Origin of the sequence: Paenibacillus xanthanilyticus (assembly GCF_042682185.1) — a bacterium.
Lineage (GTDB): Bacteria > Bacillota > Bacilli > Paenibacillales > Paenibacillaceae > Paenibacillus_Z > Paenibacillus_Z xanthanilyticus.
In genome coordinates, this window is sequence record NZ_JBHUHA010000002.1 from 1,285,545 (window position 1) to 1,310,995 (window position 25,451).

The 25,451-nt window shown below is 56.5% G+C and carries 20 protein-coding genes; 2 read left to right on the top strand and 18 right to left on the bottom strand.

The features are described 5' to 3' along the window. Nucleotides 1-333: 333 nt before the first annotated feature. Nucleotides 334-1,146, bottom strand: coding sequence for an imm11 family protein (locus tag ACFSKT_RS22805; protein ID WP_377717651.1), 813 nt, complete (start codon nt 1,144-1,146; stop codon nt 334-336). Nucleotides 1,147-1,285: 139 nt separating this feature from the next. Continuing rightward, complete coding sequence (locus ACFSKT_RS22810; RefSeq protein ID WP_377717652.1) at nt 1,286-1,558, bottom strand: hypothetical protein; 273 nt, start codon at nt 1,556-1,558, stop codon at nt 1,286-1,288. Nucleotides 1,559-1,799: 241 nt separating this feature from the next. On the opposite strand from ACFSKT_RS22810, the gene ACFSKT_RS22815 reads away from it, so the two are divergent. Then, the gene (locus ACFSKT_RS22815) at nt 1,800-1,955 is read left to right on the top strand and encodes a hypothetical protein (protein ID WP_377717653.1); all 156 of its coding nucleotides are present in this window, start codon (nt 1,800-1,802) and stop codon (nt 1,953-1,955) included. A gap of 143 nt (nt 1,956-2,098) precedes the next feature. Here ACFSKT_RS22815 and ACFSKT_RS22820 read toward each other — a convergent pair whose 3' ends face one another. From ACFSKT_RS22820 to uxuA, 13 genes are all read right to left on the bottom strand, one after another. Next, entirely contained in the window at nt 2,099-2,662 is a 564-nt protein-coding gene (locus tag ACFSKT_RS22820) for a GNAT family N-acetyltransferase (protein WP_377717654.1), read from the bottom strand. A gap of 259 nt (nt 2,663-2,921) precedes the next feature. After that, on the bottom strand, nt 2,922-3,488 hold the full coding sequence (locus tag ACFSKT_RS22825; protein WP_377717655.1) for a GNAT family N-acetyltransferase: 567 nt from the start codon (nt 3,486-3,488) through the stop codon (nt 2,922-2,924). Nucleotides 3,489-4,143: 655 nt separating this feature from the next. Then, nucleotides 4,144-4,698, bottom strand: a complete 555-nt coding sequence (locus ACFSKT_RS22830; protein WP_377717656.1) for a GNAT family N-acetyltransferase — start codon at nt 4,696-4,698, stop codon at nt 4,144-4,146. 323 nt (nt 4,699-5,021) lie between these two features. Beyond that, the gene (locus ACFSKT_RS22835; protein ID WP_377717657.1) at nt 5,022-6,248 is read right to left on the bottom strand and encodes an epoxide hydrolase family protein; all 1,227 of its coding nucleotides are present in this window, start codon (nt 6,246-6,248) and stop codon (nt 5,022-5,024) included. A gap of 189 nt (nt 6,249-6,437) precedes the next feature. Next, the gene (locus ACFSKT_RS22840) at nt 6,438-6,854 is read right to left on the bottom strand and encodes a MarR family winged helix-turn-helix transcriptional regulator (protein WP_377776353.1); all 417 of its coding nucleotides are present in this window, start codon (nt 6,852-6,854) and stop codon (nt 6,438-6,440) included. 185 nt (nt 6,855-7,039) lie between these two features. Continuing rightward, a complete protein-coding gene (locus ACFSKT_RS22845; protein ID WP_377717884.1) occupies nt 7,040-9,157 on the bottom strand; it encodes a glycoside hydrolase family 52 protein in 2,118 nt (705 codons plus the stop codon). A gap of 60 nt (nt 9,158-9,217) precedes the next feature. Further along, nucleotides 9,218-10,027, bottom strand: a complete 810-nt coding sequence (locus ACFSKT_RS22850; protein WP_377717885.1) for a carbohydrate ABC transporter permease — start codon at nt 10,025-10,027, stop codon at nt 9,218-9,220. A gap of 91 nt (nt 10,028-10,118) precedes the next feature. Then, the gene (locus ACFSKT_RS22855) at nt 10,119-10,997 is read right to left on the bottom strand and encodes a carbohydrate ABC transporter permease (protein ID WP_377717659.1); all 879 of its coding nucleotides are present in this window, start codon (nt 10,995-10,997) and stop codon (nt 10,119-10,121) included. Between the two features lie 238 nt (nt 10,998-11,235). Then, entirely contained in the window at nt 11,236-12,612 is a 1,377-nt protein-coding gene (locus ACFSKT_RS22860; RefSeq protein ID WP_377717660.1) for an extracellular solute-binding protein, read from the bottom strand. A gap of 117 nt (nt 12,613-12,729) precedes the next feature. Next, a complete protein-coding gene (locus ACFSKT_RS22865) occupies nt 12,730-13,512 on the bottom strand; it encodes a response regulator transcription factor (protein WP_377717661.1) in 783 nt (260 codons plus the stop codon). Beyond that, a complete protein-coding gene (locus ACFSKT_RS22870; protein ID WP_377717662.1) occupies nt 13,509-15,248 on the bottom strand; it encodes a sensor histidine kinase in 1,740 nt (579 codons plus the stop codon). The genes ACFSKT_RS22865 and ACFSKT_RS22870 overlap by 4 nt, the downstream gene beginning before the upstream one ends. Nucleotides 15,249-15,488: 240 nt before the next feature. After that, on the bottom strand, nt 15,489-16,337 hold the full coding sequence (locus tag ACFSKT_RS22875; protein ID WP_377717663.1) for an SDR family oxidoreductase: 849 nt from the start codon (nt 16,335-16,337) through the stop codon (nt 15,489-15,491). A 3-nt stretch (nt 16,338-16,340) separates the two neighbouring features. Next, complete coding sequence (uxuA, locus tag ACFSKT_RS22880) at nt 16,341-17,423, bottom strand: mannonate dehydratase (protein WP_377717664.1); 1,083 nt, start codon at nt 17,421-17,423, stop codon at nt 16,341-16,343. A gap of 112 nt (nt 17,424-17,535) precedes the next feature. Here uxuA and ACFSKT_RS22885 point away from each other — a divergent pair, with 112 nt between their 5' ends. Beyond that, nucleotides 17,536-18,438 (top strand): AraC family transcriptional regulator, encoded by a 903-nt coding sequence (locus ACFSKT_RS22885; protein ID WP_377717665.1) that lies wholly within the window; start codon nt 17,536-17,538, stop codon nt 18,436-18,438. A gap of 181 nt (nt 18,439-18,619) precedes the next feature. Here ACFSKT_RS22885 and ACFSKT_RS22890 read toward each other — a convergent pair whose 3' ends face one another. From ACFSKT_RS22890 to ACFSKT_RS22900, 3 genes are all read right to left on the bottom strand, one after another. After that, nucleotides 18,620-20,314 carry a methyl-accepting chemotaxis protein gene (locus tag ACFSKT_RS22890; protein ID WP_377717666.1) on the bottom strand — a complete coding sequence of 565 codons (1,695 nt, stop codon included), beginning with the start codon at nt 20,312-20,314 and terminating at the stop codon, nt 18,620-18,622. A gap of 322 nt (nt 20,315-20,636) precedes the next feature. Further along, nucleotides 20,637-21,374, bottom strand: coding sequence for an MBL fold metallo-hydrolase (locus ACFSKT_RS22895; RefSeq protein ID WP_377717667.1), 738 nt, complete (start codon nt 21,372-21,374; stop codon nt 20,637-20,639). Between the two features lie 184 nt (nt 21,375-21,558). After that, nucleotides 21,559-25,350: a GH32 C-terminal domain-containing protein gene (locus ACFSKT_RS22900; RefSeq protein ID WP_377717668.1), complete on the bottom strand. Its 3,792-nt coding sequence runs from the start codon at nt 25,348-25,350 to the stop codon at nt 21,559-21,561. Nucleotides 25,351-25,451: the final 101 nt, after the last annotated feature.

Below are 25,451 nucleotides of genomic sequence, written 5' to 3' on the forward strand. Positions count from 1 at the left end.
TCTCTGCGACAACAACATCAAAACTAATTCGCTCCAACCTAAAAACAGACCACCATGTTTCCTCACCGGCTGAAAAATAAACGGAAAGAAAGAACCAGACAACGCCCACCATTATTACTCCGCAAGTATATATCGAGATTCTCAATGCACACCTTCCCCCCTTTAATTCAGAACACCTAAATAGACGATTAATTCCTAAGAGAGGTTACGTTTAGATAGGATGATTCTGCCCCGTTAACGTAATGAAGCTGCCGATCACAACGGCAGCTTCATCCAGATGGCTGATTGAGTTATCATTCCTACGATAGCGCAATGAATATCGTTTAATCTTGATTACAGTGGACTTTTCTCAACTTCATGCCACTTCAATTCTAAGAAATTAGGTGGAATAAATACAGGGCTTATCCAAATATATTTTCCGGTATATTGCAAGTATCCAATGAGCAGGTCACCATTTTCATCAAGCTGAATTTTGGAACCTTCATGAATAAATGCCTTTCCTTCTTTCATAAGATTCAAGGCCTCTTCGAATGTAGATTCAGCCCCCGCATGCTGCTTAATGACAGAAAGGTGCTTCTCATATTGCATTTCTTTTTCAATTTCTTCTTCTTTTTTAGAGTTCCAAACCTCTTCAAACCGAAAACCTACAAGCCCATTTTCATCAACAATTCTTATAAACTCTTCTGTCACAAATACTCGCGTAACAACATCTTCAGGAATTTTAAACATCAATTCATCTTTGACTAATTCCTCTTTGAATTCATACTTTTGGACTTCTGTTATAAATACGTTTTCAATTATTTCTGTTTTATTCACAATGGCAGTTTCATAATCAATACAATTCAACACATTCACAATATTTACAATATAATAAACATCGCCATTTTCATGTTCTACAGGTAAAAATTCCGCTTTGCCTTCTAGTAATTTTTGAAAAACGCTTTTTGCTTTCTCGCTAAATAATGGCGAACCTCCAATAAACCCACTATTGTCAATGTATTTACCTTTACGGTACTCATTATCGTGTATGACTATTTTGGGCCATTCATCAATTAAAGGCTGGCCTTTGAGAAAGCTGACGTAATCTGAAAACTGTTGGGTAGTCAATAAAAATAAAGATTCATAATCCCAACGATATATTTTCATACTGAAATCATTCCCCTCTTTATCGGAAGCGGCTTGTATTGGCGAACATTTGCGTACCTTTGCGTTATCTTCTGGATAAATTCAAAGGTATTAAACTACCATTCCTACGATAGTTAAATAATTAATGGGATTTGATCCTTCATAGCTTTCTTTTTTTAAGGAAAAAATATAATAGAAAACCTGGCACCACGATAAGAATAGTTGAAGTGATTAGTATCGGAAAGTTAATGGTGAAGCCGATGTCACCTTGAAACAGAGTGTCTTTTAACGGTTCAGATTCAGTGAAACCGTATTTATCCATTAGCTTAGCTTTTGTTTCTTCCGTAAGACTATTTTCTGCCGTTCCCACATCTATCTGCCCCTCAACATCTGCTATTAAATGCTTTTTTCGAGTGTTCACGAACATCGTCATTACGATTATTCAAACCCTATAATATTCGCCTCGGTCACCAAGTATCCTGCCGGTCGCATTGAATTCACGTTCCCCGTCCGTTCAATCCCCTTATGCGAGCGTTCGCGTTTCATCGGGTACTTCAACGGATTTTTAGCGTCAACCCGCTGTGCTCCCAGAAGGTATCCCCCGAATGGGGAATGGCTCCGACAGGTTGGTCGTATTATAATGGGTTTATCAACAAACCGGAGGGATCGAGAGAATGACAGAGAACGAAAAGTCTGCCGAGCAGCAACCGAAGGCCGAGAAGGAAGTCGAGCTTCGCGATTTGGAACAAGAGCTGACGGATGCGCAGAAACGCGAGGTCGAGGGCGGCTGGGGCACCAAATCGTATAGACCTAGAATTAGAGGCTGTTAGGGCCTGCTGAAAAATTAAGCCGAGCGGATTTCAGGATTCTCTCCCGATCTTCGCTCGGCTTTACCTTTCATGGGTAATCCCCTCTCCCTGAAACGTATGTTGGTCGGCTGCCGCTGTATCGTCATTCAGCTATCGTTCCTAACTCAGCGTATAGATTGAAACTCTTCCTTTAGGATGGAGTACATTTTTAGATCCTGATGTCTCCCTTTGATAAAGAGCCCCTTTCTAATAATTCCTTCAAATGACATTTCCGCCTTTTCCATCACTCGAGCAGAACCGATATTTTCCAAGTAACATTTTGCTTGAATACGTACCAAGTTCATATTTGTAAAACCGAATTTGATTACTTCTCTTACGGCTTCCGTTGCGATCCCTTTTCCCCAATAATCCGGTGATAGGGCATATCCCATTTCGGCAATTTTATGCTGTCTGTCCCATGTGGCGAACTCTATTGTACCGATCAACCTGCTGTTTTCTTTATATTCAATCCCCCAATGAACCAAGCTCTTATTCTCCCACTGAACAAGTACTCGCTCAATCGCCTCTTTTGTTTCGGCTATGGTTTGGTGAGGGTTCCAAGAAGCGTACCTCGGCACTTCCTCCTTCGAACAGTAAAGATACATATCCTCTACATCTCCTACTGTTATCTTTCTTAGTTTAAGTCGATTGGTTTCTAGGACTGGCAGCGCATCGAATACATCTCCCATAAGAACACCTCCTAGATTGGTTTACCTAGTACTAAATTCCAGAAGTGGGCTGTATTCTCCTTCCTGCACAATCCCACCTTATACTGCCCGTTCGTTCAGCAAAAACAGCCGATCTCGTGACCGGCTGCCATCATAGGTTTATTCAGCTATCGTTCTCCGATTGCTTACTATCATCTGGGATAACCGACAGGATATAACCGGCACTGTCTTCCTCGCTCACTAAAAATAACCTCGGTCTTACAATTGAAAGATGAATTTTTCAAATTGAGTTTTTAAAGTAAATCAAATTATCCGTCCATTCGCCAAACTCAAATATGAATCCCTTTCGTATACATTCAAATTCCATTCCCACACTTTCCGCCAACTTAATTGAGGGGCCATTATCTACATTGATGTGTGCTTCAATTCTATGGAAACCAAGCTTATTGAATGCTACTTTTATTGCTTCTTTTACAGCTTCCTTTCCGTACCCATTATTCCAATAATGATTATGAATAGAATAACCAATTCTTCCCCACTGGAACACATCTCTTTCTATTGTAGAAAAGTCAATCATGCCTACATGTTTTCCGTCTTCCTTGCGAAAAACGCCGAATATATATGCTTTATCTTTTACAGCTAATTCTTGATGGTAGGTAATGAAATCCGAGAACCATTCAACTGTACGTTCACTCATGTCGGAACTTCCTTCATCATATTGATGTTGTGAAGGTAATCTGCTCTTACATTCACTCAACCAATTATTGTAATCAGCTATTATCAGTGGCCTTACAACTAACCTTTCTGTTTCAGCAACAATATAAAAGTTATTGTTTCCGAATTCCAATCGTCATCTTCCTTTCAGAACCCGAATTTCGATATAAAGGTCGCCGAAGCAATGTAAATACCAACACTATTCTAACACATAATGGAAATATTATGCCCGTTACTTCAACTAAAAAAGGAGCAGCAGCCAAGGCGGCATACTGCTCCTTATTTCTGAACTAACTATCGTCTCCAGGTTAGTGCAACGTAGAACTTGACCAAAGCTTTTACTCTTTCGCAGTACTTTTTCATGCACTAGCAAATCAACGTTTTACGATCAAAAGCTTCTTCTAATGCGGCCGTATCTTCAAAGATTTGAAAAAACCGTATCTTTCCTTGATCTACTTCGCAAACCATTGCCCAATCACTGTCGAATACTTTACCGGTCACGTTGACCTTAATGCGGAAATTCCCCCAAGCACAGGCTGCTTCCTGATTACCGATGAGTTTATGAAGACCTGTTGAGCACTAAGCATCTTCAATAAATCTCCTTTCGGAATAGCATAAGCATCGCAATCCAATATTAACATATTTCCCCATTACACTACCCTTTAGTTGAACGGCGGCGGAATTTTAAACGGGTAAGACAGCCGATCTTGCGACCGGCTGCCATCATGGGTTTATTCAGCTATCGTTCCTGCGTTACTTCAATGGGTCGTATTTGTCGCACCATACATTTAAACTACATTTTCTTCGCTTTCCCAAATGTCCTTATCTAAATACATTTCCCAATTACTCCACTGATGACCATGACTTGAGGTGTAAACATTCTCTGTTAGTCTTCCTTTTTTAAATCCGAGTCGTTCATAACAACGAATAGCAGGTTGATTAGTATCATAAACGTTCAATTTTATTCTATTTAGATTGAATTGTGTAAAGCCAATCTTCAATAAGGCTTTTAATGCACTTGTTCCAATTCCAGATGCTCTATATCGTTCTTCTCCTATGATAAACCGACCGACTACCGCCTCATTGTTACTTGCATCGAATCGGCAAATCTGTAGCGACCCAATCATTTCATTAGTCTGCTGATCAATAATTTTATATATATACACATCTGATTCCTGTGAATTAATACCTCTAAGATAGTGTGTAAGCATTTGTTCAGTTGACAATGGGAACTTGTAAGTTAGCCCTGACCATTGAACTAGAAAATCCTCATCGTAATTATTAATCCAATTAACAATGATGCCGAATTCAGATTCATTTAACAACTCAAGCTTAATCCCCACTACAAGAGCCTCCAATCCAAATAATTCTTTCAAATTCATAATAGCATCTATTGGTAGTAAACTGCCCTATAGCTTAATGCCTTTGCCAGTTTACTCCGCGATCCGGCGCCAAAGGGATCGGGCGACGAGTACGGCAGCACACACGAGACAATCCGCCGCCTTCGACGCTGACGGACGCAGGCCAGTTCGGTATCCCTCAGCCGGCCGAGATCCCCTGCAACCTGCCCGTCCCTCAATAAAAGGAACAGCTGCCGCCGCGCAAACTGTTCCCAGGATCAAACTTTAATTAAGGTGTACGATTGCGCTAATGGGGGAGCGGCAGGTTATCGCGTTCCGCGAAAAGTGCGGCGCATGTCTTCCACCCACTCATTCGGAATCTCCCAAGGGATGAAATGCCCGCCCTTCTCATGAACCGTGATGTTAACATGGTTGTACCAAGGTGCACGATCGCTCTCCAAAAAATGCTGAATGCGCGCGTCAGTCGTAATGCCAGGCGGATTTTCATAACCGACGAACGTGATCCCCGTTGGCGCTTCGATAACAGGCCAGCGTTCATGAACAGCCGTCCACGGATACCGGTTATTGTTCGCGTATATGCGCATGGACGTTTCAATGGTGTTCGTAACCCAGTAGATGGTCGCGTGCGTCAGCAAATCATCCTTTGAGAAAACATGCTCGAGATTGCCGTTGTTATTGCTCCATTTGGCCCAACGTTCCAAGATCCACGCCAGCATGCCGACAGGCGAGTCGCTCAAACCGTAGGCCAGCGTGCCGGGATCCAGGGTATGGACAGCAAGGTGGGAGGCAAAACGGCGGTCCAGTTCAAAAATTTGGGTTCGGATGCGCTCGGGCAGATTGTCCGGAAGGGGGCGGCCGCCCGTGAGATCCCAAGCACGTTCCCCGTTGAACAAACTGAGTTTTTGTGCCGAACCGATATGGATGGCATAAAGTTCATCCGGATACTTATGGCCGAGCTGACCGGTTACGAGCGCTCCGACATCACAGCCTGCCGCAGCATATTTGGTATAGCCGAGAATATCCGTCATGAGCGTGTGCCATAAATCGGCGATTTTCCAAAAGTTCATATCGGGGTGGTTAGGCAGTGGAGAGGAGAAGCCGAAACCCGGGAGTGACGGTACGATAACATCAAAGGCATCAGCTGGATCGCCTCCGAAGGCAGCAGGGTCGGCCAGCGGCTCGATGACTTTGGACCAATGCCAGAAGGTCCATGGCCAGCCATGGGAAAGGATTAGAGGGATTGGGCTTGGGCCCTTGCCAGGTTTACGCATGAAGTGCACGGGTACACCGTCAATGTCCACGTGATAATGTTCGTAGGCGTTTATGGCTCGTTCGGCTTTTCGCCAATCGAACCGGTTTATCCACTCCTCGACCAAGCCTTCAAGATACATTCGATTCACGCCGTAAAACCAATCCTCATTGCCAGCATCCAGCGGCCATCTGGTTGATTGGAGGCGGTATCGCAGATCGGCAAGTACGTCATCGGGTACGAAAATTGGCTGGGGTTCAAGCGGGAAAGGGGCGTTTGGCATGAAGAAAATTCCTCCTTCAGAAAAACAAGTTAAGGAAATTATATTATCAATTTATATAAATGTCTAATATAAATATCTAATATAAACCAACCACTTGTCGAAGCGTTCATCCCTAAATAAAAAACAAGGCAAGCTCGTGCTTGCCTTGTTCGGAAGAAGTTTCTTATTGGGTCAAGCCCATTCCCATGATTACACGTTATTGTTGCCAATTTCAGAAAGACGCATCAGTGCAGGGATCGCACCTGCAATAGCCGTTTGCTCCTCCGGCGTAAGTTTTTCGAACATGTTCGAAAGGTGAGCTATGCGTTCTGAGCGGCGCGAATCAATTATTTTTGCTCCCTCCTCGGTAATATGCACAAGGACGACCCGACCGTCACCCGGATCCGGCCGGCGCTCCACCAATCCGTCCCGTTCCAGACGGGTAACGAGCTGTGTGATGGCTGATTGCGTAATTTGTTCTGTAGCCGTCAGCTCCGTTAACCGCATAGGGCTCTTGCGTGATAACGTATGAAGAACAGAAAGCGTAGTAAAACTTAGTTTTTCAATGGATGGCAGCCGAATAATAATTCTGGTCAGTTCCTCGAAGGCCATCGCGAAATCGGTCATGTTGATATCTATAGAGTGGTCATTAGTGTTCATAAAACAAATTATATCACAAACTTATATATATGATCGCATTAGCTAACTACCAGTCCTCAATCTATCATCATCAGGTAAAAAGGAATCTTCTCACCCATGCAAATAAAAAGGTTGCTCCGAGCATCCGCTCAGAACAACCTTGAATTGCAGCCTTAGTCCCTTTCCTCCAGCCAAAGAATGCTCGTCACTCCGCGCGGGTAGTATTTGCTGCCCGCAATTTCCCCGGCAATAATCTGGTCGCTCCAGCTCCATACCGACAGCGACGGATGCGTCAGCCAGCGGACGTGCGCCGCATCGGCAGCCGCGCCCTTCTCGTCCCACGCGAGTCCGAGAATCCGGCGGGCGATGAACTGGCATAGGTAGATTTTGCTCAGCCAGGAGTTGTTGCTCGTCGACGAGATCTTCCACCCGCCGTCCGGGAACAGGCAGATACCTTCTTGCAGCACGGTGTCCAAATGCGTACGCAGCGCTTCAAGATAAGCGGCGTATGGCCCGTCTGCGGCCAGCGCGTCGCGGCGATTCGTAAAGTACGGGAAGATCAAGCCCTCGATCGCCGGGATGATGCGCGAATCATTGCCCTCGCCGATAACGGCCGGGATATAGCCCTCCGGCTTGAGATGGCTCGTAATGGTCGCCGCGCATCGCGCCGCCTGCTCGCCCGCCTGCTTGGACAGCTCCGGCTGTCCGTGATCCGCGAACAGCTTCTCGAGCGCGACGTAGGAAGCCCAGCTTTTGCCCGCGAGATAGATGTTATTGCGCGCCTGGCCAAGCGAGACGTCGAGACTGTCGTACGTCGTGATTTCCGCCCCGCCCATAACGCGGCTGCTGTCGAGGCCCATGATGCCATTGCGCTGCGCCGGGTCCGGATGGTCGCGGTTCAGCATGCTCTCGAAGCAGCGGACGAGCACCTCCATGTTGGATTTCATCCATGCCCGATCGCTTGTCTGCTCGACATAGACGGCCGCGCACAGCACCCAGTTCACGAGCTGCTCATGCGTCATGTGCGAGAAGCAGCCATCCAAGCCGTACAGCTCATAGGAGGAATAGCCCGGACGCGAGATCGTATTCGCAACGCCCATATCGTGCGTGAAGCTAAGGCCGCCCGGGTATTCGGCATCGTCGCCCGGGAAGCGGACCGTATCCTCGTAGCTGAAGCGGCTGACGAACATATCCAGCTCGTTGCGCACCGTCCACGGGTTCATCTGGAGTTCGAAGAACAGCTGGTCGACGGTCAGGTCGAACGTGTTCATCATCCGGTACTCGCCCTCGTTCACGACCCAGAACGGCTCCCCGTCCGCCTCCAGCAGCTGGGTCGAGCCGTAATAGCTGCGGATGGCGTGGGCGAGCATAAAGCGTTGGTCTTCCGACAGATGCGGCGCTTCCGCAAGCGCATTGGACGCCAGCGCCCGACCGCGCAGCGCCTCGTAATTCGCATGCGCATAGTCCGCGACCGCTTCGATGTTCCGGAAGTAACGCGTGTAATAGTAGGAGGCGTCCATGCCGGCCGTCACGAGACCGCCTCGGTAGAAGCTGATCGCGAACCGGTACGTGCGCTTCTCCCCGGCGGGGACGTCCATGAGCAGCACGCCGACCGGACCGAGGCCGAACGTCCAGTTCTCCTCCTGCGGCGTCGTCAGGATGTTCTCGACGCTGAAGTGCAGCGCCGACCGCACGCCCGGATCGGCGCACGTGATCGCCGTCAAGCGACCTTGGCCGATGCCCGCGACGCCCGGCAGCGTGTCATCCACCCGGCGCATCGAGCTGTACGGGTCGCTCCCCTGGTAGCCGAAGAAGGCGCGGCGCGGCCGCGTTCCCGCCCGGTTATCGATTACAAGCTCCGCCAGCACGGACGGCACGAGCGCAAGCTGCAGCTCCTCCTCCGATGCGGTGGCCGGATCGGGCACAGACTGCGCCTGCGACAGAATCGTGAACGTCAGGTCGCCGGCTTCCCACGTATCGGTGCCGAGCCGAAAATCCCGCTTCACCGCTTCCTTCGCGAACGGCCGGATGATGCGCGGCTTGTTCGGCTCCGGGTCCATGTTCTCGATATCGTAGCGCTTGCTCTCGTCGTCCGCCGCCGCGAAGAATGGCAGCGCGTCGTACAAGCCCGCCTCGTCCTTCGATTCCACGCCGATGTAGACATTCTGCTTCGGCGAGCGGCCCAGCTCCAGATCCAGCCCGCCGCCGCTGCCGGGGAACCCGAGCGTGAAGCTGGCGAACGCGCCGATCGGCGAATGGTGAGCATTGAAGAACGTATTGTGCTGCTGCATGGTGTTTCTCGTCACGGTGGTCCCCTGCTTTCATCGATAGTTCGGCGTACGCCGCGAGCGTTATCCTTTGACCGATCCGGCAGTCATGCCTTCGACGATCCGGTTGCTAAGGATGAAGAACACGATCAGAATCGGCAAAATGCTGATCATCAGCGTCGCGCCGATCGCGCCCCAATCCGTCGTATATTGGCCGATGAAGTTCTGGATGCCGACGGTGAGCGTCTTCAGGCTGTCCGAGCTGATGAACGTGTTGACGAACACGAACTCGTTCCAGTTATAAATCATGTTGATGATGACGGTCGTCGCGATCACGGAGGCCGTCATCGGCAGGATGATCTGGAAGAAAATCCGGTTGACCGAGCAGCCGTCCATGACTGCCGCTTCCTCGACCTCGCGCGGGAGCGTCTGATAGAAGCCGAGCAGAATCATGATCGTTAGCGGCAGGTTGAACGCGGTATAGGTCAAAATGATCGATAGCGGATGGTCCGTCAGGTTCGCTTTCATGAACATTTGGAACAGCGGAATGAGCGTCGAGTGGATCGGGATCATGATGCCGACCATGAACAGGCCGAGCACCGGCTTCTTCAGCTTCCAGTTCATCCGCGTCAAGGCGAACGTCACGAGACTCGCCAGCAGGACGGTCAAGACGACCGCCGCCACCGTATACCAGACGCTGTTGAAGAAATACCGGCTAATGTTGCCCTCGGTCCACACCTTGGCGTAATTCTCCCACTTCGGGTCGGTCGGCAGGGCGAACGGCGATAGATTGAACACTTCCTGGTTGTCCTTCAAGGAGAAGAACAGCAGCCAGATCAGCGGAAATACTTGCAGGACGGCGATGATGCCCAGTACGGCGTACAGGAGCGCCATGCCGACGGCGCGTCCGGCCGGACGTCCCGCGGCGCGCGCGGCCGAACCCGGCGCGGCTAATGTTTGTGCCATAATAAGGTCGCTCCTCTCATTACGAATATTGAATCTCTTCGCCGGCGGTCAGCTTGCGGATCAGCCAGGTGACGACGAGGCAGATGAGCAGCAGGAAGAAGCCGATCGCGCTGCCGTAGCCGAAATCGAAGCCGCGGAACGCCTGGTGATACATATAGGACGCCATCACTTCGCTGGCCCCGTTCGGGCCGCCGTCGGTCATGACGTAGATCAGGTCGAAGTACTTGAGCGAGCCGACGATCGCAAGCACGACCGTCACCTTCGAGACGCTCGCGATGAGCGGCAGCTTGACGCGCAGCGCGATCTGCAGCGGGTTGGCCCCGTCGATGCGCGCCGCCTCGACGAGCGAGGACGGGATATTCTTCAGTGCTGCATAGTAGATGAGAATGTAGAAGCCCGCGTACTGCCAGATGATCGGGATGAAGATGGCGATCAGCACGAGGCGCGTATCCGATAGCCATTCGATCGTCCCCTCGAAGCCGAGCGAGGCGAGCAGGCTGTTCACGACGCCGTTGGTCGGATGGTAAATCTTCAGCCACAGCTGCGCGATCGCGACCGACGAGAGCAGCATCGGGATGAGGTATATTTTGCGCAGCAGATTCGCGCCCTTGATCTCGCCGGAGAGGACGAGCGCCACTGCCAAGTACGCAAGCAAGCTCAGCGCGGAGAAGAGCGCGAGCAGCAGCGCGTGGTAGGCGCTCTGCCAGAAGGCGGAGTCCTGGACGAGCCTGCTGTAGTTGTCGAGGCCGACGAATTCCATGGCGCCGATGCCGTCCCACTTCATAAGGCCGTAATAGCCGGTGAGCACGATCGGCACGTAGATCAGCGCAAGCACGAGCGCCAGCGCGGGCAGCACGTACAGGGCGATCATTTTTTTGTTCGACATGACTTTATCCATTCGAGACACGCTCCTTCGGGTGAACGTTTCGCAGCCCTTGCCGGTCCGAGGCGAACCCGGGCCTGCGCCTTCACCGGTTGCCGGTTGCTGCTTCATTACTGGGCGTTTGCACGCCCGCAAGACGCGTTTTCGCGCGTTTTGGTCCCGCTAACGGGCTTTTTGGGTGCAGAAAAGGACATATCGCGCACCTAAGGGGGATATGTCCTTCTCCTTGGTTCAGTAGACTACACGACGGAAATTACTTGCCCGCTTCCTGCTTCAGCGCCTCTTCGTGATTCTTCGCGAAGTCCGCCGGCGATACTTCCTTGCCGAACAGTGCCTGGATCATGTTCAGGTGGGTCTGCGCAACGGCAGGGCTCATCTGCACGTCCGCGAACAGCGTAATGTTGCTCGCTTTGCCCAGCTCGTTCAGAATGTCGATGTACATTTGCGGCAGCTGCACTTTGGACGTGTCGACCTTCGTCGCCGGGATGACGCCCGCCTTGGTGACCGACTGCTCGCCCCACTTCTCGACGAAGAACTTGACGAATTTCTTCGCTTCTTCCTTCACCTTCGAGTTCTCGGCGACGAACAGCCCGACGCCCGGTCCGCCGACCCAGCTGTCGATGTCGCCCTTGCCGCCTTCGACCGTCGGGAATTTGAAGAAGCCGACGCTGTCGCGGAACTCCTGCGGGATCGATTCGTTCGTCGTGAAGTTCGGCAGCTCCCACGTGCCCATCAGGTACATGGCCGCCTTGCCGTTCAAGAATTCGGATTTACCCTCGTCGTTGGAGAGGCCGTTGAAGCCTTTGTTGAATGCATTGCCTTCCACGAGCGCCTGCACATCCTCGGCCGCCTTCACGAGGCTTGGATCCTCGAAGGAGCCGCTCCGGTTGATCGCGTTCTTCAGCGTCTCCGGTCCGCCCAGCCGATCGGCCAGGTACATGTACCAGAGCGAGCCGGTCCAGCGGTCCTTGTTGCCGAGCGCGATCGGCGCCACGCCGTTGCTTTGCAGCGTCTCGACGACCTTCTGGAAATCGGCGTACGTCTGCGGCACTTCGAGATTGTATTTGCTGAAGATCGCCTTGTTGTAGTACACCGGCGTGATGTTCAGCTCGAGCGGCAGCGCGTACGTCTTACCGTCCACCGCGTACGCCTCGGTCGTGCCGGAGACGAACGAATCCTTCAGCCCGCCTTCAAGCGTGTCGTCGAGCGGCGCGAACAGCTGGCCCTTCACATAAGGGGTCAGGAAGCCCGCAGCCCACGTCATGCCGACGTCCGGCAGATCGTTCGAGGCGGAGAGCACCTTCAGCTTATTCTTGTATTGCTCGTTCTCGAGAATCTCCTGCTTAATCGTCACGTTCGGGTTCGCTTCCTGGTACTGGGTAATGATATCGTTGACGATCATGTTCTGCTGCTTGGAGCTGCCGGCCGGCCACAGGTGCATCATCTTGAGCGTGACCTTCTCCGCCGTAGCGGCATTGCCGCCCGCATTGCCCTCGGCCGGCGCGTTGCCGCCCGTATTGCCGCCATTCTCGGCGTTGCCGCCGTTATTGCTGCTGCCGCACCCGGTCAGCGCCAGCGCGGAAGCGAGCGCGACGGTCATGGCGATGGTCAATGGTTTCTTCTTGAACATGTTTTTCTTCTCCCCTTTGTCGCTAAGGATAGCGGTTACATTTCCAATGATAGCGCTTCATGCGCCGCCCGATAAGGTCACGGCGATTAGGGAAAAGTCCGATATTTTTAGGTTGCCCTACCGATCCGGCAGATCTTTCCGGTACTGGCTCGGCGTCATGCCCTCGTATTCCTTGAACAGCGTGATGAAATATTTGGCCGTCGCGTAGCCGACCTCTTCGGCGATGTCCGCGATCGGCATGCCCGTCGAGTAGAGCAGCTTCTTGGCCGCCTGCATCTTGCCGCGCACGACGAACTCGCTGAACGTCATGCCTGTCTTCTCCTTGAACAGCGAGCTGAAATAGCTGGCATTCAGATGGACGTGCTCGGCCACCTCGCGCAGCGTCACGGCTTGCTTCACGTTCGCCTCGATGTAGCGGATCGCCTCCTGGATTGGCTGCGGCACGATACGGTCCTCCTCGCGCATGGCGACGAGCTCCTTGTCCACGATTTTCTCCATCGCGCCCGTCCGCACCCGGTCCTTGGCGATCCGCAGCGCTTCCTCCACCGCTTCCAGCAGCTTCGCCTTTTGCACCGGCTTGAGCAGGTAGTTGACGACTCCCAGCCGAATGCCCTCCTGCGCGTATTCGAACTCGGAATAGCCCGAGAGCAGGATGACGACGGGGTCGCTCCCGCCCTCGCGGATCGCCTTGATCAGCTCCAGTCCGTTCATCTCCGGCATCCGGATATCGGTCAGCAGCAGATGAATCGGCCGCTTCGCCGTGATATCGAGCGCCTCGTCGCCGTTCTCCGCCGTCACAATCTCGCAATCGCTTGCCGCCCACGTCTCCAGCGTCTTCTTCAATCCTTGCCGCGTCCGCGGCTCGTCGTCCACGATCAAGATCGTCGTGCCGTTCCTCATGGCGCACCTCCCGGTATTTCGAATCCGACGACCGTGCCTTCGCCGGGGACGCTTGCGATCGTCAGCCCGCCCAGCTCGTCGTCTTTATAGTACAGCTGTATTCGCTTGTTCACATTGGCGAGCGCCAGCCCGCTGCCCTTGCCGGTCGAGAACCCGCCCGAGCCGAGCGAGCGCATCAGCTCCTGCACGAGCGCCCCGTCCATGCCGGGACCGTCGTCCTTCACCTGGATCAGCCACCGCTCCCCGTCCTCCGACGGGCGGATGACGAGGGAGACCGAACCGGCGCCCTTCTTGTTCCCCGCCCCGTGCAGGATCGCGTTCTCGACGAGCGGCTGGATGAGCAGCTTCGGCATCCGCACGGACAAGCACGCCTCCGGCGCGTCGATCCGCCACGCGAGCTCCTCGCCGAACCGCAGCTTCATCAGCGCCATGTAGCGCTCGACATGCTCCAGCTCCTCCTTGACGCTTACCCACTCGCTCTGATTGTCATTGCCAATCGTATAGCGGAACAGCTCCGACATCGCCACGACGAGATCGGCCAGCTCCTCCTCGTTCTTCTCCTGCAGCGCCCAATAGAGCGCCTCCAGCGTGTTATACAGAAAATGCGGGTTGATCTGCGCCTGCAGCGCCTTCAGCTCCGTCCGGCTGCGCACCAGCTCTTTCTCGTAGATCACCTGGATGAGATCGTTCATATGGCCGACGAGTCCGTTGTACGTCTTCGTCAGCTCGTTGAGCTCCACCGTCGAATGCATCTCGGGACTTGGCCGCAGCTCGCCGAGCCGCGCGCCGCGCATCGTCTTGATGAGGCGCAGAATCGGCCGAGTGATCATCGCGGAGAGGAAGAACGAGCAGACGAGGCAGATCAGGAACCCGACGGCCCCCGAGACGACGATCGCAGTACGCAGCACGTTGATGCCCTCGGTCAGACTGCTGACCGGCGAGAGGATGACCAGCTTCCAGCCCGTCAGCTCCGAGCTGCGGTCGACGCGGATATAGTCCTCGCTGCCAAGCGTCAGCTCCCGCTGCCCTGCCGCGATCAGATCAAGTTCCTCGGCCTGTTCGTAGTTCGAGGCGATCAGCGCCTCCCGCTCGTCGAACAGCATCATATACTCCCGGCGGCTGTCCGCGTTCTCGTCGCCGAGCTGGAAGTACGCGCGGTTGATGCGCACGAGCAAATACCCGCCGTTCTCGAACCAGTGGTCCATCAGCCTTACCTGCCGCAAAGCCAGAAAATACGAGGGGTCCCGAGGGTCCTCCCCGATCCAGACCAGCTTTCCTCGCGCCTCGTCCGCTTGGCGCACTCGGTCTGGTCCGATGCGGGTGATCAGCGTCGTATCGTCCAGCGGGAACAAGCTGCGGTAGTCGTCCGTATAGAGGTCGAACGCGTTGATGCCGTCCGAGTATACCTGGAACGTGCCGACGCTCTGCATGACGGCCTGCCGCTGCTGGAAGCCCGCTTGACGCCCCCTCGCCTCCTGCAGGAGCAGCTGCTGCACGTCGCCGGTCGTCATCACTTGGCTGGAGAGCATGTCCACCTGTCGATAAAGCGTTTCCAATCTGCCGGTCGCTTCGAATGCGGTCTGCTGCAGCTGGCGCTCCGCGTTGTTCGTAATGAGCGCGGACACCCGGTTGTAGGTGACCAGCCCGACGAAGCAGAGCACAAGCGCCATGACCAGCAGGCAGACCGCCAATATTTGATTGCGCAGCGTGTTGTGATTGTGAAGCCATGCCCGCATGTGTTTCCTTCCTTTCGCCCGCTTTGGTCCTCATTCATGGGAATGTGCTTAATTATAGGGGCGTCCCGGCCGCAGCGACAAGACCTCCCCGCGAAAAATGTACGCACGTACAGAAATTACCAAACCGCGTTCCCGCTTCCCGGCAGCAGAAAAACCCTGCCGAGTCGGCAGGGCTGTAAGGTTGAAGACCATGCGCGGCGCCATGGCCGCCGTGTCGCATATTTCGATAGTGGGGCGTCGTCACACGCCCGAATACGCCATGAATCCGCCGTCTACCGGGACGGTCACGCCGGTCACGAAGCCGGAGGCGTCCGAATCCGCGAGCCACAGCAGCGTGCCGAGCAGATCCTTCGGCTCGCCGAACCGCCGCATCGGCGTATGGGCGATGATCTTGCGCGAACGCTCGGTCAGTGAGCCGTCCTCGTTCGTGAGCAGCCGGCGGTTCTGCTCCGTCAGGAAGAAGCCCGGCGCGATCGCGTTCACCCGGATGCCCGCTTCGGCCATATGGACGGCGAGCCACTGCGTGAAATTGTCGATCGCCGCCTTCGCCGCGCTGTAGGCCGGCACCTTCGTCATCGGACTCGGCGCGCTCATCGACGAGATATTGATGATGACGGCGCCTTCGCGCTCGGTCATGCCGCGGCCGAATACTTGGCTGGGGATGAGCGTACCGAGGAAATTCAGATGCAGCACGTCGGTGAAGCCCGCCACCGTCAGGTCGAAGAACGTCTTCACGTCGGGATCGCCAAGATCCGCCCGCTCGAAAATCTCCTTGCTCGTGATGCCATCCGGATGATTGCCGCCCGCGCCGTTAATCAAGATGTCGCACCCGCCCAGCCGCTCGCGCACGGTCTCTTCCGCCGTGGCGACGCTCGCTTGATCCAGCACGTTGCAGGCGACGGCGATCGCCTCCCCGCCCGCGCGCCGGATCTCTGCCGCCACGGCCTCGCCCTTCTCGGCCGTCCGGTTCAGCACCGCGACCTTGACGCCGTGCGCCGCCAGCTCCCTTGCCATCGCCGAGCACAACACCCCGCTGCCGCCGGTTATGACCGCGACGCGGCCTTGCATACTTCCATGCCGTCCACTCATATGCTAAACGCCTCCCGCTTTCGTCTGCTTGCTCCGCTCCAACGAATCCCAGATGCCCCAGAGATACATGATGCCAAGCGCCCGGTCGTACAGCCCGTAGCCCGGTCTGCACTGCTCCTCCCAAATATGCCGGCCATGATCCGGTCTGGCGTACCCGTCGAAGCCGGTCTCATGGAGCGCCTGCACGATGCCGCACAAATCGACGGTGCCGTCTTGGGCGCGGTGCGACGTCTCGATGAAATCGCCGTTCTCGTATACCCGCACGTTGCGCAGATGGGTGAACGGAATGCGGCCCGCGAATTCGCGCGCCATCGCCGGAATGTCGTTATCTTGGCGGACGCCGAGCGACCCGCTGCACAGCGTGATGCCGTTGGCCGGACTGTTCGCGAAGCCGAGAATGGCCCGCAGATCCGCCGCGTCCTTGACGACGCGCGGCAGCCCGAATACCGAATACGGCGGGTCGTCGGGATGGATCGCCATCCGGATGCCGCACCGCTCCGCCGTCGGAATAATCTGCTCTAGGAAGTAGCGGAGATTGTCCCGCAGATCGTCCTCCGACACGCCGCGGTACGCGTCGAACAGCTCGCTTAGGCGAGCCAGCCGCTCCGGCTCCCAGCCCGGCATCGTGAAATCCGGGTTGCCCGCGATCGTGCGGACGAGCTCCCGCGGATCCATCGCCTCGATCTTCGCTTTCTCCAGGAACAAGGCCGTCGAACCATCCTCCAGCTCCTTATGCATGTCGGTTCGCACCCAGTCGAAGACCGGCATGAAATTGTAGCAGATGACTTTGACGCCGACGCTCGCGAGCTTCTCGATCGTCTTCTTGTAGTTGTCGATATACCGCTCGCGACTCGGCAGGCCGAGCTTGATGTCCTCGTGGACGTTGACGCTCTCGACGACCTCCAGGTGCAAGCCGTAAGCGTCGGCCAATTCCTTATACGCCGCGATCTTCTCCATCGGCCACTCTTCCCCGGCCGGCACGTCATGAAGCGCCCACACGATGCCTTCCACCCCTGGAATCTGCTTTATCTGCCGCAGCGTCACCGTATCGTTGCCTTCGCCGTACCATCGAAATACCATTCTCATCGTCCTACGTCCCTTCTTTTACGCTTGCATTTCCGATATGCCGATTTATACTAACGCTAGAACCTTCTCTCATTATTTGCACGAGATTACGCGACATGGAGGCCATGACCGCATGACGTACATCCAGCCGATCGATCTCAAGGAAACGCCCCTATATTACGCCTACCGGCGTACGAGCACATGCGCCGATCAGTTCGAGGGGACCTTCCACGCCCATCAAGGCGTCGAGATTCTCCTCGTCCACGAAGGTCGCGGGACGCTCATTCTGGGCGGCGTCCATTACGAGGTCGGCCCAGGCTGCATCTGCGTGTTCCAGCCGTACCAGCTGCACCATGTCCAGATGGAGCTGAGCAAGGAGAAGCCGTTCGTGCGCTCCATCGTGCATTACGAGCCTTCTTCCTACGACGCCTATCTGACGCCGTGGCCCGCGCTTCAAGCCTTCTTCCGGCATCTTCACAAAGGCAAGCTCGCCACCTGCGTCTGGCAGGAACCGGAGCTGGAGTCGGTCGCGGGCATGCTGATGGACCTGGAGGAGCGCTGTCTCGGTCTGTCCAAGGACCGCCGCATGGAGGAAGTCTCGCTCTTCCTCGTCGCCTTCTTCCGCGCCTTGAAGCCGCTTTGGGAGAAGCACCATCAAGCGGCCAAGCCGGAGGAGCTGCGCAAGCCCCATCAAGCCGAACGGATGATGGAGTGGCTCGATCGGCATTACCGGGAGCCGCTTCGGCTGGAGCGGATGAGCCGCGATTTGCATCTATCCACCTACCACTTGTCCCACTTGTTCAAGGCATGCACCGGCAGCAGCATCACCGACTATTTGACCGCCAAGCGAATGCAGCAAGCCGTGCTTCTCCTGCAATCAACCGATATGGCGGTCGCCCGTATGGCGGAAGAGATCGGCATGACGAGCGCCTCCCACTTCTGCAAAGTATTCAAGGACCACTACGGGATGACGCCGCACCGCTACCGCAAGCAATGGAGCGAGCAGCCGCTTGGCCGGAAGACCGGCCGCCTCTAGTGAAATCGTAGCAAGCGGCGGCGGCCCGCGGTGCAGGCGGGTTGTGCAAAAATGCCGCTCCGTTGCGGCCCCCGCGGCTTCGGGATTCGGGCGCTTCGGGATTAAACGGCAAACAGGCCATGCGGACGACAATCGTCCTGCATGGCCTGTTCGTTTGCCCGTATCGGCAAAATCCTGCGGCTTATAGCTTGAATTCCCGTACCTTGTCGTTCAGCATGTTGGCGATAGCCGCGACGTCTTTGGAAGCGCCTGCGATATCGTTGACCGTTGACGTCTGCGCGTCTGCCGACGAGGCCGCTTCCTCGGACGCGGTCGCCGACACTTCGACGAGGCGGTTAATGTGATCGATCGCGTCCATGACCGCCTGCGAGCTGGCCGCCAGCGCCTCGAGCGTCCGCTTCACGTCCACCGTATTCGCTTCCGTCGAACGCGTCATCGCGACAATCTCCTTGAGCGCCTGCCCGCCGAGCGTAATGATCTCGACCTGCTCCTCGACCGACTTCAGATTGTGCTCCATCGTGCCGACGGTCTCGTTCGTCTCTGCCTGCACGTCGTCGATGAGCGCGCGGATCTGCTCGGCCGACTGCTTCGACTGCTCGGCCAGCTTGCTGACCTCCGAGGCGACGACCGCGAAGCCCTTTCCATGCTCGCCGGCGCGCGCCGCTTCGATCGCCGCGTTCAGCGCGAGCAGGTTCGTCTGGCTCGCGATGCCCGAGATGACGTGCACGATGCCGCCGATTTCCGACGACCGCTTGCCCAGCTTGTGAATCGCGTCCGTCGCGAACTCGACCGTCTGCGTCACGGTGGACAGGTTCGCAATCGCGTCGTTGATCGCCTCGTCGCCCCGCTTCGCCACCTCGGCCGCCGCCTCCGCTTCCTGAAGCGTCTCTTGGATTTTGCTGCCGCCGCCTTCGACCTGACGCAGCGTCTCCTTCATCCGGCTCTGGATGGAATGGGCGTATGCAGACTGCGCGCTTGCGCCTTCCGCGACGTGGTGGATCGCTCCGGCGACTTCCTGCGAGGATTGTCCGGTCTGGACAGCCGCTTCGGACAGGGACACGCTGTTCTCCTTCAGCTGCACGGACATGTCGCCCACCTGCGTCATCGTCTCGCGAAGGCTCAGCCTCATCCGTTCGAAGGAAACCGCGAGCTGGCCGATCTCATCCTTCGACTTCGATTGCACTTCCAGCGTCAAATTCTTGTCCGCGATCTGACCGGCGACCGTCACGAGCCGGCGGATGCGCTTCATGACGGGACGGCTGATCAAGTAGCAGAAGAGAATCGCGCCGATCAAGATCAAAGCGCTGATCAAATAAATCTCGTTCCGGAAATCGCTCGCCATCTTATCGAACGGGGTGGACGGCACGCCCACGTACAAAATGCCGACGATCGCGCCCGCGCCATCCTTGATCGGCTTATAGATCGTCTGGTTGACCGTGCCGACGACGTCCGCTTCGCCGACGTAAACCTCGCCTTTCTGCAGTACCGCCGCGTTAACGGCCGCGGATACCTGAGTGCCGACAGCCCGCTGGCCGTCTGCTTTCAAGACGTTCGTCGTCACCCGCGTATCGTGGAGGAAAATCGTAACCGTATCGCCGGTAAGTTTACCGACTTCGTCCACGAATTCGAAATTATCGTTGAGCGGCGTATCGCCCTTATACAGCTGATCGCCTTTCGCGGACCAGTCGCCCGGATATTTCATCTCCAAATATTTCTCCGTCAGCGCCATGTCGGACGCCAGCTTCTCCTGCGCCGCCAGCACCAGCTTTTCTTTGACCTCGCTGCCGACGTACGCGTTCAGTATGACCGCGAACAAGGTGAGCACGATCGCAATCGCCAGCATGAGTTTGGTAAGTAAGGAATTTCGCACGTTCATCGCAGCTGTCTGCCCTCCCAGTCGATATTGTCGTTAAGCACATGCATATCTAACCCGTGCATTTTACTAACTCCGGTTATATCGGTAGCGGGGCATGCGCGGATTATATTTTCACGAAAAAAAAGACCGCGCTTCATGCGCCCCATGAGCAGCCAAATGCTGCCACCAAAGGCTCGTGTCCGGTCCGTGACGGCATGCGCCGTGCGTATCGGGCGCTTCGTTTCTTTGTTGCTGGCATAATCATCGTCCGGCTAACGCAAAATAGGGACAACTTGGCTCTTGCGTCCCGAACAAATGCCGAATTGGCGGTTACAGCCACCAACTAGGTGCCGTATGCCTGCAGAAGCTGCAGCAGTGCGGCGTGGACATCCCCTGCGAAGAGCCCCCCATGGTAGCAGATCAACGCGTCGATCTCATAATCCAGCAACCGGCGAACCGAGCGAACGGCTTCTTCTAGATCGAGGGTATACTGCGGATTGGCAATCGCAAGCTTACCTGCCTCAATGACGACGGCATCGGCCGCGATCATCGTTCGGCTTGCGGGCAGATAGAGCGAGATATGGCCCGGCATATGCCCAGGCGTATGGACGACCTCGATCCCGCCGCACCATGGAAGACGCTCGCCGGAAGCAACCGTGCGATCGATGGGAACCGGTTCGATCGAGCCGAGGAAGGCGATGAAGCCCGCTGCCGCTTCTCTCGCCTCGTCCGGCAGCGTGTCATACGAGGCTTCCGCCTGCGCGAGTCGCAGCGACTTGGCGGCTCCCGCGATATAGGGCGCTTCCGCTTCGTGCGCGATCATTTCGATATGCGGATAAGCCCGCTTCAGCTCGGCGGCCGAGCCGATATGATCCATGTCGTGATGGGTCAAGACGAGGCGGGTAACAGTCGATAGCGCGATACCGTGCTTCGCCGCGGCCGCCTCCAGCAAGGCGACGGACTGCGGATAACCGCAGTCGACGAGAATCGTCTCGCGGTCGTCTCGCAGAATAACAGGCGACAGATATTGGCCCTGATCTCCGTATGGGATAGGCAAGTCTAAACGGTACATGTCGGGCATGGCATGGAATTCTCCTTTCGGTTTAAAACGGAGCAAGCCCCTCCAATGTAAAAGGATGCGCGCGAACGGGCAAGGGTTAATTTGAATATAACCGAATGATCCCGGAAGCGGCTGCCACCCATGATCCGAGCCTCCACATCCATGCGCGAAGAAGCCCTGACCATCCCGGTCAGGGCTGTCCCCGTTATTGCACGCTCTCCAGCCGCCACTTTTGCCTTGCCAGCGCCGGATCCGAATCGTTCAACGTCAAGCCATCTCCGCTCTCCGCCGCTTCGAGCGCTTTGCCGTTATGCGACGAGACGATGCCCACCGTGCCGTCATCATGCCGGCGAATGAGCCATCGTTGGTTGTTGAAGCCCAAGTAGGCGTAGAGCTGAATTTTATTCTGCCCGATATCCAGGTCGAGCGCTTGGCCTTCCGGCGTGCGAATCGAATAGCTGCCCTGCTCGTCCCCTGTCGGCACGAGCACCCATGTCTGACCGCTTGCGCCGGTCGTGCCATCCTTGACGATAATCGGCTCTCCGTTGCGCGATGCGGCGGCAAAGAGGTATTTGCCCGTGCCCGCCGCGTTCGCGATGCCGACGCGCTGCAGGTCCGCGGGCCGCATCGCGCTCGCGTTCACCTGCTGGTAATACGCCTGTCCCCCGAACACGTTCACGCCGAAATGTCCCTCCGCGAACGTCCCGTCCTTCAGATCCATAATTTGGGCGCCATCCACGAAGATTTGAACATGCGGCCCTTCCGCGACGATCTTCACGTGGTACGTCCGGCCCGGCTGCACGAAAGCCGGCACCTTCGCGAGCACCTGCCGGTCGGCGAACGCGCCGTCTACTTTGTAGAACAGCCGGAACGCCTTCATGTTCGCATCAAGGTTGAAGTAGTAGCCGCTGCGTCCGTCTCGGCTGGCCCGGAACAGCAGGGAGCCCGCTCCGCCCGACTCGCCAAGCCGCATATCCGCCTCGTAGGTGAAATCGCCCGCCTGCTCCCGCGCCATGTAATTGGCGTCGCTGCCGTAGCTGCCGCGAATGCCGTACGCCGTGGCGATCCATCGCGACGCGGACAGATCGGGCTGCCAACCGGTCAAATTCGTGCGGAACTCGCCGTCCGACACGTCCACCGGCACGCGCGCCGACGTCTTGCCGTTCGGCGTCGAGACGGTGACGACCGCCTCGCCCGCGCCGGTCGCATGAATGACCGCATGCCCGTTGCCCGCGTTATCGATCCGCACGACAGCCGGGTTGGAGGACCGCCATCGAAGCGGCTGCTCCCCGTTCCGTCGGCCGCCATCGATCGCCGCGTACAACGTCTCGCTGCTCCCCAAGCTCAGCTCACGGCCGGCGGTGTCCATCATGACCCGAGCCGATCCGTCCGCATCGGTACGCCATACGTTAGACAGCGCGTATACGTTCAGCGACACCACGTTCACGCTGCCGCCTTTGGCGTAGAAGCGCATCCCGCGGCTGGCCGGGTCCGGGAAGATCAGGTCGCTGAAGACGACCGTGCCATCGCCGGCGAACAGCTCGACCGACGATTCGTCCACGAAGAGGCGCAGCTTGACGCGGCCGCCCGACAGCGCAAGAGGCGCTTCGTGCCGTGTGGAGAACAGGCTTGAGAAGTCGGTCTCGCCGGAGGCGGAGCGATCGACGATTAGCCGCGAACCCGCGACGTCGTAGGCCGCCACCGTGCGTTCCTCCGCGCCTTCGCGCAGATGAAAGCCGAACTCCTGCACGCTGCTTCCCGCCGGAATGGCGATCTCGGCTTCGATCTCGTATGCGCCGCTCGTCACGCCCTCCAGCACATTCGCCCCATTCGGACGCACCTCGCGGTCAGCGGCGGCGTAGATTTCCTTCCGCAGCGCTTGCAGCTCCTTGACCGGCGCCTGGGCGAGCCGCAGACCGTCGGCCGTCCGTCTCAGCGTCACCTCGCGCGGCAGCGAGATTTCGCCCTTCCAGCCAGACGTCGGGAAGGCGAACGGATAATCCCAGTTCGTCATCCACGCGACCATGACCCGGCGATCGTCCGGCATGCCCGCGAACGACATCGAGGCGTAGAACTCTTTGCCGTAATCGGTACGCAGCACGCGGCCGGCCGGATTGTCGTTGATGAATTTCCCTTCGGGGGTCAACGTGCCGACGAAGTATTCCGCGTCCGAGCCTTGCGTCTTGGGATTGGCGCCGGTGCTGATCATGAGCACCCATTTGGTCTCGCCCGTTCCCTCGACTTTCATCGGGAACAAGTCCGGGCATTCCCATACGCCGCCGCGGACATAATTGCCGTAGCCGAAGTTATCGGTCAGCGTCCAGTCGAGCAGGTTGGTCGAGGTGAAGAACCGGATGTGATCGCCGCCCGAGACGACCATCACCCAGCGGTTGTTCGCCGCATCGCGCACGACCTTCGGATCGCGGAAGTCCCAGCCGCCCGGGTCGTCGCCCTGCTTGCCGGGGTTCTCGATGACGATCGGACGATCCTTGGGATAGACCCACGTCCGGCCCCGATCGGTGCTGTACGCGATGCCGATCCGCTGGTTGCCGCCCGGCAAATCGGGGTTGAAGGACGTATAATACGCGATAAGACCTTTGCCGCCCGAAGCCGTGAACAGACCCGACACATTACCCTCGTCCGCGATCGCCGAGCCGGACCAGACATGCCCGTGATCATTCCACGGCAAGGCGATCGGCAGCCGCTTCCAATGCACCAGATCGGTGCTCACCGCATGCGCCCACGTCCCGCCGTCCTGATGGAACAGATGGTATTCCCCTTCGTAGTAGACAAGCCCGTTCGGATCGCTGGCCGACCCGCGCGCCGGACTGTAATGGTAGGCTGGACGGTACTTCTCCGTATAATAGTCGGCCGCTGCCGTGATGTACGTATGCTGAAAATAAGCCGTTCCCGACGCTACCGACAAGCCTGTCCGTCCGCTCGCGTAGCTGCCGTCGGTCACGGAGATTGCGGCGGTCGCATAGCCGTCGACGAGCACCTGAATCCGGCTGCCGACCGCGCTCACCTCTACATGGTGCTTCGCCCCCGGCTGCGAAGGATACGCGCGTGCGGAAGCCGCGATGACCGCGCCGCTCGCTTTCTTCAACTGAACGCGGACCTGGCCGTTCTCCCGAAGCAGCGCGACCGCGTAGCCGCTCAGTCCCTTCTCGTCGCCCCGTATTCGCAGCGCGGCCTCGCCCGTAGCCGAGCCGAACGCAATATCGCCCTCGTACACGAAGTCGCCGTAGCTGTTCCCGTACATTTGCACCGCTTGCTGCGATGCCTCTGCCGTGCCCTTCGTCCCTCGAAGGTCCGGCTGCCAGGAACCGGACCGGTATGCCGTCGTGCCGAGATTGCCGTTCAGGCCGCTGACGCGCACATTTTGGAACAGCGCCGAACCATCCCAGACGTGCAGGCCGAGATAGCCGCCGCGGTAAGAGGCGTCCTTCACGTCGATGAGCGGCTTGTAGCGATCGCCCCAATACACCTTAAGCGTATCGCCTTCAGCCTTCACTTTCAGATGATAAATCCCTCCGGCTGACACGCTGACCTGTCGTTCCTCATATAGCCCTTGACCATCTGCGTCCTTCAGCCGAATAAGTCCGGCTTGCGGCACAAGCTGGAGCATGTAAGAGGACCAGCCATCCGCATCCGAGCGGAACACGAGCGTGGCGTCCGCCTTTAGATCCGTAATCTGGACGTCGGCTTCGTAGACGAAATCGTCCGCGCGGGTATCCGACATCGCAATGACATTTTCCTTCGGGTCGGAGGTTAGCGTGAGCCCCTGCGCCGTATCCTCCAGCTTCCCTTTCCCCTTGATCGTCCAAGCCGACAGGTCGCTATTCGCTTTGGTTGCGCTTACAAAAATAGACGTTTCCTCCTTTGCCGTCTGATCAGCCGTCGGCTCTCCCGCCGCAATAACAGCAGTCCCGAGCGGGACGGAGCCGAGCAGCAGCGCGAACGCCAGCAGCGCGGACATTCCTTTGTTCCATGACATCCTTACGCACCCCTATTCGTGGAAAGTGGCGAATCCGATGGTGCCATCGTGATCGGTCGTGAGGAAAAATGGGCACAGCAAAGGCGCAACGGCTGGCGCCG